Below are 9,913 nucleotides of genomic sequence, written 5' to 3'. Positions count from 1 at the left end.
CTCAGACACGACGAGACCTCCGATCCCGGGTTCCCTAGACAAGAACCGGCATATCAGAGGTCTCGTTCACTCTATAAAGCCACAGCTCACAGCCCTATTTGACAACACCACCAAAACCCTAACTACGCGGCATTGCGGACCGGACTGGTTCCGTTTACGGCGACGACGCGGCGAGGGACCCAGAACCCTGGTGACCACAAGCAGCGACTGCCACCGGCCAGCGCGGCGCAGGCAACAGCGTGAAGTGGAGCCGAACAGTCGCGGGCCGCCGCCTGTAGGAGGTCGCGCGGGTCGCCCCCTCGCTGTAGAGCGCCCGCCGGAGGCCTCGAGGCGCCCACCAAACGCGGCAGGCGGCCGCCAGACCAAACGCGTGCGCAGTGACTCGGACCTGTGCGTGGTCGTGCACGCGGAAACCGCCAGCCGCCAAAGCGCCACGCTCAAACTCGACCGGCGCGTAGTCTTGCCCACGAAAACCGCCAGCCGCCAACCCACCGCGCTCAAGCTCGACCGCCGCGCGCTCTTGCCCACGAAAACCGCCGCCTGCCAGCGCACCGCAGCGCGAGTCGGACCGCCGCTCGATCGTGTCCACGAACACCGCCCGGCAGCCAGCGCTAGCTGGTGGTGCGAGTCGGACGTGGCGGCATTTTGTTAGGGCATTATCGCCCCTTATAAATAGATATAGCATGCGCCACCGACATCACCGCCTGCCGCCCGCCGGCCACCCGCCGCCGCCGACCGCCAGCCGATTGCCGATTGCCGATTGCCGCAGAGCCCTGAACCACCGCGCGGTCGTGCCCGCGAAAACCGGCGGCCGCCAGCGCGAAACGAGTCGCTCAACCGAACTGCGTCCCCCAGCGAGGTCACCAAACCTTAGGCGAAGCCGTAAAAATCGCCTGTAAACCACACCCCAACCGCACCCCACCCCCCACCGCCCCCACCCCACAAAGCATGCGCGCAAATCCCGACTGGACATGACTTCGAGCTTTGATTCTCTTCATCCTGGGAAGGGGCCCTAAAACCCCTTACGCCGGATTCGAGAGGATCAGCCATGGCGAAGATGCGCACGTTCACCGCTGCCGCCGCCGCCGTCGCGGCGCTGGCCTGCACGGCACTCACGCTGGCGGGATGCAGTTCCGGTGGCGGTGGCGGGGGGACGCCGACGAGTGGGCCGATCAAGGTCTGGTACTCCAACAACGCCCAGGAAGTTTCGTGGGGTAAGGCGACCGTCGCGTTGTGGAACAAGGCGCATCCGGACCAGCAGGTCAGTGGTGAGGAGATACCTGCCGGCACCAGCTCCGAGGAGGTCATCACCGCCGCTATCGCCGCCGGGAACGCGCCGTGCCTGGTGTTCAACGGGTCGCCGTCGGCGATCTCGGGGTGGGTGAAGCAGGGCGGCCTGGTTCCGTTGAACGACTTCGCTGACGGCGTTTCGTACATCGAGGGGCGGAGTGGCGCGGCTGTCGCGTCCGAGTACAAGAGCTCTGATGGCAAGTACTACCAGCTGCCGTGGAAGAGCAATCCGGTCATGATCTTCTACAACAAGGACATGTTCAAGGCCGCCGGCCTGGATCCGGACCATCCGGCCCTCGCCACCTACGCCGACTTCGAGGCCGCCGCGCAGAAGCTGGTGAGTTCGAAGGTCGCGCAGTACGCCATCGCGCCGGCGCCGACCAACGAGTTCTTCCAGAACTGGTTCGACTACTACCCGCTCTACATCGCCGAGAGTGGGGGGCAGCCGTTGGTGGCGAACGGCAAGGCCACCTTTGACGACGCCGCGGGGCAGGCCGTCGCCGACTTCTGGGCCGGCGTGTACGCCAAGAGCCAGGCCCCGAAGGAGAAGTACAACGGGGACGCGTTCGCGGACAAGAAGGCGGCGATGGCGATCGTCGGCCCGTGGGCCATCGCGACCTACCAGGGCAAGGTGAACTGGGGCGCGGTGCCGGTGCCGACCTCGGCGGGCATGCCGGCCGACCAGATCCACACCTTCGCCGACTCCAAGACCGTCTCGGTGTTCACCGCGTGCAAGAACCGGCAGACCGCGTGGGACTTCCTGAAGTTCGCCACGGACCAGGACAACGACGGCGCGCTCCTGAGCACCACCGGCCAGATGCCGCTGCGCACCGACCTGCCGAGCGTCTACGCGTCCTACTTCACCGCGCACCCGGAGTACACGCTGTTCGCGCAGCAGGCGAGCCGCACCGTCGAGGTGCCGAACGTCGCCAACGGCGTGACCATGTGGCAGGACTTCCGCAACGGCTACCTGAAGTCCGTGGTCTTCGGCCAGCAGTCGACCAGCCAGTGGCTGCACGACGCGGCCGGCACCGTCGTGTCCGACATCGCCAAGTAGGCCGCGGCAATGTCCCGCGTGAAGCCAGCCGCAGCAATGTCCCGCGTGAAGCCAGCCGCGCCGACCTCCCGCGCGAAGCAAGGCGGCCCGACGTCCCGCGCGAAGCGAGGAGGACCGCGATCGAAGACCCTCATCGGACTGTGGCTGGCCGCACCGTACGGCGTGTACCTGGTCATCGTCTACGCGGTGCCGATCATCCAGGGCATCCGCATATCAGTCCTCGACTACGTCTACGCAGCGCCCGGCGCGTCCGTGCCACAGCCGTTCGTGGGCCTGAAGAACTACCGCGAAGCGCTCTCGGACCCGCTGCTGCGCCGGTCGTTCCTGAACATCGGCGAGTTCCTGGTGATCAACGTCCCGCTGACCGTGATCCTGGGCATGACGCTGGCCGCGGTGCTGGCGAAGCTCACCCGGATGAAGGCCTTCTTCCGCTCGGCCTTCTTCGTGCCCTACGTCACCGCCAGCATCGCCGTCATCGGCGTCTGGTACTTCCTGTTCAGCCAGAGCGGCCTGGTCAACCACGTGCTGGGCTCCGCGGCGCCGAATCCGTCGTGGCTGGTCAACTCGCACCTGGCGATGGTCGTGATCGCGCTGGAGGTGACGTGGAAACAGCTCGGCTTCTACGTCCTGCTCTACCTGGCCGGAGTGTTGTTGATCCCTGATTCGCTCTACGAGGCGGCGAGCATCGACGGCGCCGGAGCGGTGCGGCAGTTCCGAGCGATCACCGTGCCCGCGCTGCGCAACATCACCATCCTGGTGACCACCCTGGCCCTGATCGTCGGCGCCAACCTGTTCACCGAGCCCTATCTGCTCACCGGTGGCGGCGGCCCGAACGGCGCGACCATGTCGCCGGCGCTGCTGATCTACCAGGACGGCGTCGAGCAGGGCAAGCCGGGGGTCGGCGCGGCCATCGGGATTCTGTTGACGTTGTTCGTTCTGCTGGTCGCCGGTCTCGGCGCCGGCGCGCGCCGGCTGGCCCAGGCCCGGGAAGGAGTGTGAGGACCGTGAGTAACGTTCGGCACGGATCGACAGGCAGGGTCCTGCGACGCCTGGCCACCTACGGCTTCGTCACCCTCGGAGCACTGGCCAGCATCTTCCCGCTGTACTACATGGTGGTCGGCTCGTTGCAGCTGCGTGCCGACAGCGCATTCAGTGGCCTGATACCGAAGGCCGGCAACCTCGGCCTGCAGAACTACCGGGACGTCAACCGGGCGATCTCGCTACTGCCGTCGCTGGCGAACTCCGCGATCTTCACACTCGGCACGGTGGTGCTGACCATAGTCATCGGGCTGCCCGCCGGCTACGCGCTGGCGCGGCTGCGCTTCCCGGGCAAGCCGGCGGTCACCGGGATGCTGATCCTGGTGCTGGTGCTGCCGTTCCAGGTGATGATGATCCCGTTGTACATCCTCGTGGTGCGGGACTACGGCCTGGCGGACAACTACCTCGGGATGATCCTGCCGTTCGCGGTCAACGCCACGGCAGTGCTGATCTTCCGCCAGTTCTTCATTTCCCTGCCGGACGAGTTGTTCGACGCCGCGCACATCGACGGCGCCGGCGAGGTGCGCACGCTGCTGCTCGTCGCGGCGCCGCTGACCAAGCCGGCCATCCTCACGGCCTCGGTGATCACGTTCATCGGGCCGTGGAACGAGTTCCTGTGGCCGTTCCTGATCACGAAGAAGCACGCGATGCAGCCGCTGGCGGTGTCGCTCGGCGAGTACGTGTCGACGAACGCGGCCACCGCGACGAACCCCTACGGCGTGATCCTGGCCGGCGCGTGCGTGCTGGCCGTGCCGGTGATCGTGTTGTTCCTGGTGGCGCAGCGGCACTTCACGTCGGCGGCTTTGGGGAGCGGGGTGAAGGAGTAGTGAAGGAGTAGAGACCTGGGCGTTCAATCCGGGCCGGCGGAATCAGTGCCCTGAAGCAGGTGCGCCAGCGCCGTCCGAGACGAAACGTTCAACTTCCGATAGATCCGCGCCAGGTGGGTCTCCACCGTTCGATGGCTCAGGTACAGCTCGTCGGCGATGGCGCGGCTGCGACGACCCGTTGCGACCAGGGCGGCGATCTCGCGCTCGCGTTCCGTCAGCAGGGCCCGGACGTCGTCCGATTGCAGTGGTCCCGGTATCGGGGCACCGCCCTTGCCCGACGACGGCGACGGGCTCGGTATCCCCGGCAGACCGGCCACACCTGTGCCACCCGCGCCGCCCGCGACACCCGCCACGCCGGCCACGCCCGCCACCGCCACCCCGGCCGCGGCCCCGGCCGCCGAAGCCGTCGCCGTCGCGGTGGCGCCGGTCGTGCCGGCCACCTCAGCAACACCGGTCACCACGGCCCCCGCTGGCGCCGCAGGACGCGCCGCGCCGCCGGAGAGCAGGCGCGTCCGGATGTCGGCGACCTCCTCCTCGATGCGCACCGCACCGTGGATGCGCGCGACCTCCTCGGCGGAGTCGAGCCAGCCGCCGGCCACCGTCGGGCCGAGGGCGAGCGCCGCCGAGGCGCTGCCCGCGACCAGGGTCCAGGCGTGCTGGATCGGCCGGTTGGCGCGGCGGAAGCCGAGCGCGGCCTGTTCGAACAGCTTCGCCGCGGTTTCGTGGTCGCCTTCGGCGGCGTGGAGTGCGGCCTGGGCCCGGACTACGTACGAGCGCTGAACCGACAGCCCCGAGGCCTCCGCCGCGTCTTGGGCGTCGCGCGCGGCCTGCCGGGCCAGTTCCGGGCGGCCGGAGCGCAGCGCGGCCGAGGACAGCATCGCCAGCAGCATCGGACGGTAGGCCGGTTGCAGCCTGCGCAGTTCGGGACCGCCGCCGCCTTCCAGCAGCGCGTCCACGCAGCCCGCGGCGTCGCCGTTGACCATCCGGACCAGGGCCAGCTGCATCGCGGCCGAGCCGGACCACCAGCCGTTGCCGGGCCGGGCGATGCGGACGGCGTGCTCGGCGGCGGCGGTCACCGCCGCGGCCTCGGCCCGCGGGCGGGTCCAGACCATCGCGCCGACGCGCAGCGCCTCGCTCATGCTGGCCCCGTCGCCGGCGCCGGTGGTGAGCGCCACGCGGCCGGCTTCCTCCGCACGCTCCTCGGCGCGCTGGAGGTTGCCGGTCTGCTGGTCGATGAAGGCCAGGCCGAGCAGGACGTTGAGCTTCATCTGCTGCGGGCCGCCCTTGCGGGCGATGGTCAGGCAGCGGCGCAGGTGCCGCGCGGCGGCGGTGTAGCCCTCCATGAACATCTCGCCGCAGCCGAGCATGGCCAGCAGTTCGGGGTTGCGGGCGGCGGTGGCGTCGGGCAGGCCGTCGACCAGCCGCGCGCTCTCGACCAGGGCCGGGATCGCGTCGGCGGTCTCGCCGAGGAAGGCGTCGCCGAAGGCGGCCAGGACGCGGACCGCCGCCGCCGCGCGGGCTTCGGGCGCCGACGGTATATCGATCAAATACGTGTCAATGTCATGGGAAGCATCGAACGGTCCCGGTGCCGTGGGGGCGCCGGGAGTGTGCGTGGCCGGACCCGAGCCGTCGGCCGGGAGCCCGGCGGCAGCGGCGTCGGAGGCGGCCTTCACCGCCGCGGCGACCTCGTGCACGACCGGCCGCGCCAGCGCGAACGTGCCGCGGTACAGGTGCAGCACCCCGTACTCGAACGCGAGCTCGGCGGCGCCGGCGGTCAGCGGCCGGGGCAGCGCCTCGATCGCCGCGCTGGCCACCGCCGAGGCCTCGTCGTAGCGGCCGAGCTGCCGCTCGGCGGCGACCCGCATCGCGTACGCGCGCTGCCGCAGCGGCCCGGTGAGCCAGGTGTCGTCGCGCAGCACGTCGTGCGCCAGCGCCCGGGCCTCCTCGAACCGCCCGGCGGCGGACAGCGCGCGGCAGCACTCGAGCATCAGCGCGTCGCGCTCGGCGCTGGGCCGCTCCCCGACCGGGGTCTGCAACGCCAGGCGCAGCCAGCGCACCGCGGTCTCCGGCGCGTCCGGCAGGATCTCGCTCGCGCCGCGGGCCAGCAGTGGGGCTGCTGCCGTGGCGTCGGTGCCGACCAGGTGCTCGGCGTGCCGGGCGAGGTCGACGGCGGAGGCCCCGCGGGACCGGAGCAGGTCCAGCGCGCGCTGATGAGCGGCCAGCAGGGTCGGCAACGGCGCGCGTTCGTGCGCGACGTGGCCGAGCAGCGGATGCCGGAAGGCGAAGCGCGCGCCGGGGGCGATGTGCCGGACCACGTCGGCGCGGACCAGGTCGTCCAGCGCGTCCAGGATGCCGGCGAGCCCGACGCCGGGGGTGAAAGCGGTACAGATGGCGGCGACGTCCTCGGGCCGGAACGGACCGCCGAGCACCGCGGCCGCGCTGACCACCGCGGTCTCCTCGGGGGTCAGCGAATCGAGTTCGGCGGACATCGACGCGCCCTCGCGCAGCAGCGCGCCGGTGTCCTCGCCGGGGCTGTCCGGCCACAGCTCCGGACGCCAGCCGGCGGCGGTGAGCACCCGCAGGTTGCGCGGGTTGCCGTCGGCCGCGGCGCGGATCTGCTCCAGGTAGGCGGGGTCGATCTCCTTGCCGCCGGACCAGGCGGTGAGCAGCTGGTTGACGGCCCCGAGGTCGAGGGCGTCCAGCTCGACCCGGACCACCGTACCGGTGCGGGTGCCGTCGTCGAGCGCCTCCAGCAGCACCGAGCCGGTGCGGCGCGGGCAGTGGCCGATGGCCATCAGCAGCGGGCCGGGCACCGGGGTGCGGATCAGCCGGGCCAGCAGCCGGGTGGAGGCCTCGTCGGCCAGGTGGACGTCGTCGAAGACCACCGCGCCGCCGACGCCGACCGGGTCCGAGGCCCAGTCGGACAGGCTCGCGCGGATGCGGCGGAACGCCTCGTCGTCGTCGGAGTCGGACGTCTCCGGGGCCGGGACGTCGGCCCAGGCGTCCCGGAAGAGCTGGCGCGGGATGGTGTTCCCGCGCAGCGCGGTGGACCGGGCGACGCGGGCGCCGTGCCCGGAGGCGAGCTGGGCCAGCCGGCCGAGCAGCCGGGTCTTGCCCATCCCCGGGTCCCCGGCGATCTCCAGCACGGCGCCCCGGCCCGAGGCCAAGGCCGTGACGGCTTCGGCCATCCGCTGGGCCTGGGCTTCCCGCCCGACCAGAGCCTGCCAGGCTTGTGGCGAACCGATGGCAAGCACGCGCACCTCCCCCAAGGTTGTCGACCCCTGACGCTCCGAGGGAACAACAGAGAAGTTTTTACTTCACACAGGTATGGGTGTGACTGTACCCAGCCCCGGTGACCGAGACCTTTCATTCTGTTTATTTGTCGCTTACGACGCCAGTCGGTTGCCCGTTGCAGGTCGGCCATATAGGTAGGGCAGCGCGGCGGGGTAGGTACCGCGACTCAGCGGCGGTAGGTAGCCCGCTGTGTAAGAGGTAGTAGCGGGTTACGTAGTTTTACCGACGACGCGTCGACTAAGGGTGATGACACTGGGTGCTGCGTCGGCGTCGGCGTGGTCCTCACAGCGGGTCGACGCCGGCGACGACCCCACGCCACCTGTGGTCCGGTCCACCCGCCGGCCCGCTACCGCCCCCGAGCACCATGAGAGGCGAGCCATGGAAGCCACCCGCGTCCGCCCCGAGCTGGAGTCTTCCCGTATCCCCGTCAGCGTCGTGGAGGATCACCCCCTCTACCGCGACGCCCTCACCCGGCTCTTCGAAGAGGCCGGGGACATGGACGTGGACGTGGTCGCCGGAAGCGTGGGCAAGTTCGTCGCCTGCCGGCCGCGCCGCGACGGGATCGTCGTGCTGGACCTGACGCTGCCGGGGGTCAAGGGCTCCGCGGCGGTGCTGCAGATCAACGGCATGGGCAACCGCGTGCTGGTGGTCTCCGGCGAGGCCGCGAAGTCCGACGTGCTCGGCGCGATCTCGGCCGGGGCCCGCGGGTTCCTGTCGAAGGAGTCCGAGGGGACCGAGATCCTGCGCGCGGTGCGTGAGATAGCGGCCGGCAACAGCTACGTCTCGCCGACGCTGGCCTCGATCGTGCTGACCACCGAGCAGAACCGGCAGGCCGGGCCGCGCCTGGAGCTGTCCGGGCAGGAGAAGCAGGTGCTGCGGCTGGTGGCCGCCGGCGAGCGGGATCGGGACATCGCGATGGCGATGGGGATCAGCGTGCGGACCGTGCGCTCCTACCTGGACCGGATCCGCGACAAGATCGGCGCGCGCCGCCGGGCGGACATGACGCGGGCCGCGATCGAGCTCGGCGTGCTGGCCGAGTCGGCGGCGTGCTGAGGGCGGCGCAGGCGGCGGGGCGGTTCGCGGGACGTGCACGGACGGTGGGGACGGTGTCGGCGCGGGCGGCGGAGCGTGCCGGGCGGCCGGGGGCGCTGGGCGCTCCGGGGGTGCCCGGGGTTCCGGCCGGCCGCACCCGGATCCGGGATCTGGCGGCCCGGGACTGGTCGGGCGCGGATGGGGCCGAGTACGTCGTCTTCCTTCCGCTCGCGTTCCAGATCGGGGTACTGCCCGCCGCGGCGCTGGTCTACGTAGGCGGCTTCGGGGCTTCCGGGAGCGTGTCGATCCTGGCGCTGTGCGCGGCGCTGGTGGTCGCCACCGCCGGGCTCGGGTTCGGCGCGCTGCACGGGGTCCCGGTGCGATTGGTGCTGCTCCTGGACGCGCTGCTGGCGGTGGCCGGGAATCTGGCGATGGGCGCGATCTCCACTCCGTCGGTGCGCGCGGTCGAGGTGTCGTGGCAGTACTTCGCGGGCTGCGTCGCGTTGTGGACGCTGGTACGCGGGGTCGCGGCCGGACTGGGCGCGGCCGCGCTGGGGATGGTCGTGCGGCTGGCGATGGTCGCCGATTCCGACGCGGTCCGCTCGCGCGGGATCGCGGTGGTGACCGCCTCGTTCCTCGGCGACGTCGCGGTGCTGCTGGTCGCGGTGCTGGTGTCGGCCGGGGTGCTGGCGGTGCTGGAGCGGGACGCCGAGCGGCTGCGGACCGGGATGCGGCGCTCGCTGCACGACACGGTCCTGCAGACCCTCGAAGCGATCGCACTGACGCTGCCGGGCGACGCGGACAACGCGGCGCGGCGGCTGCGCGAGGTGCGCGCAGTCGCGCACGCCGAGGCGGTCGCGCTGCGCCGGGAGCTGTCCCGGCGCACCGAGGCGCGCAGCACCCCGAGCGTGGTCGAGGGCCTGGTCGAGGGCCTGGTCGGACTGAGCACGGAGCTGGCGCGGGACGGCCTGCGGATGCGCCTGGACGCGGCCGAGGGCGTGGACGGCCCGGACGGCGACGACGGGCTGACCCCGCAGCGCCGGGCCGCACTGCTGGCGGCGGCGCGCGAGGCGCTTCGCAACGTCCTGAAGCACTCCGGGGTCGCCGAGGCGCTGGTCCGGGTCTGGGACGAGCCGGACGGGCTGACCGTGGTGGTGCGCGACTTCGGAGCCGGATTCGACCCGGCGGCGCACCAGCCGGGGTTCGGCCTCAGCGAGTCGATCGCGGCGCGGCTGGCCGAGGTCGGCGGGACCGCGGGGGTCGGGTCGCGGGTGGGCAACGGGACGTCGGTGACGTTGTGGGTGCCTGTCGACGGGGATGAAATAACCTAAAAAACGACAGCTGAGATGAAAATTCCACCCTGGATTATTCATCA

General features: G+C 71.1%; 6 protein-coding genes. 5 read left to right on the top strand and 1 reads right to left on the bottom strand.

Annotated elements, in window-relative coordinates:
* The first annotated feature begins 1,048 nt into the window (after positions 1–1,048).
* Genes ABH920_RS44430 through ABH920_RS44420 form a run of 3 tightly spaced genes read left to right on the top strand, consistent with a single transcriptional unit; the run spans position 1,049 to position 4,212 of the window.
* Complete coding sequence (locus ABH920_RS44430) at positions 1,049–2,347, top strand: extracellular solute-binding protein (protein ID WP_370355375.1); 1,299 nt, start codon at positions 1,049–1,051, stop codon at positions 2,345–2,347.
* A 36-nt stretch (positions 2,348–2,383) separates the two neighbouring features.
* The gene (locus ABH920_RS44425) at positions 2,384–3,346 is read left to right on the top strand and encodes a carbohydrate ABC transporter permease (RefSeq protein WP_370355374.1); all 963 of its coding nucleotides are present in this window, start codon (positions 2,384–2,386) and stop codon (positions 3,344–3,346) included.
* A gap of 5 nt (positions 3,347–3,351) precedes the next feature.
* Positions 3,352–4,212, top strand: coding sequence for a carbohydrate ABC transporter permease (locus tag ABH920_RS44420; protein WP_370355373.1), 861 nt, complete (start codon positions 3,352–3,354; stop codon positions 4,210–4,212).
* Positions 4,213–4,235: 23 nt separating this feature from the next.
* Here ABH920_RS44420 and ABH920_RS44415 read toward each other — a convergent pair whose 3' ends face one another.
* Positions 4,236–7,466: a LuxR C-terminal-related transcriptional regulator gene (locus tag ABH920_RS44415; protein ID WP_370355372.1), complete on the bottom strand. Its 3,231-nt coding sequence runs from the start codon at positions 7,464–7,466 to the stop codon at positions 4,236–4,238.
* Between the two features lie 418 nt (positions 7,467–7,884).
* On the opposite strand from ABH920_RS44415, the gene ABH920_RS44410 reads away from it, so the two are divergent.
* Both ABH920_RS44410 and ABH920_RS44405 read left to right on the top strand, forming a co-directional pair.
* A complete protein-coding gene (locus ABH920_RS44410; protein ID WP_370355371.1) occupies positions 7,885–8,559 on the top strand; it encodes a response regulator in 675 nt (224 codons plus the stop codon).
* 53 nt (positions 8,560–8,612) lie between these two features.
* Positions 8,613–9,869 carry a sensor histidine kinase gene (locus ABH920_RS44405; protein WP_370355370.1) on the top strand — a complete coding sequence of 419 codons (1,257 nt, stop codon included), beginning with the start codon at positions 8,613–8,615 and terminating at the stop codon, positions 9,867–9,869.
* Positions 9,870–9,913 lie beyond the last annotated feature (44 nt).

Origin of the sequence: Catenulispora sp. EB89, assembly GCF_041261445.1 — a bacterium.
GTDB lineage: Bacteria > Actinomycetota > Actinomycetes > Streptomycetales > Catenulisporaceae > Catenulispora.
The sequence above is the reverse complement of the archived record's forward strand: the minus strand, read 5'-3'. Positions and strand labels throughout refer to the sequence as shown.

Bases quoted from the DNA above. Each gene is read 5' to 3' on its own strand.
- ABH920_RS44430 (WP_370355375.1), top strand. From the start codon at position 1,049: ATGGCGAAGATGCGCACGTTCACCGCTGCCGCCGCCGCCGTCGCGGCG.
- ABH920_RS44425 (WP_370355374.1), top strand. From the start codon at position 2,384: ATGTCCCGCGTGAAGCCAGCCGCGCCGACCTCCCGCGCGAAGCAAGGC.
- ABH920_RS44410 (WP_370355371.1), top strand. From the start codon at position 7,885: ATGGAAGCCACCCGCGTCCGCCCCGAGCTGGAGTCTTCCCGTATCCCC.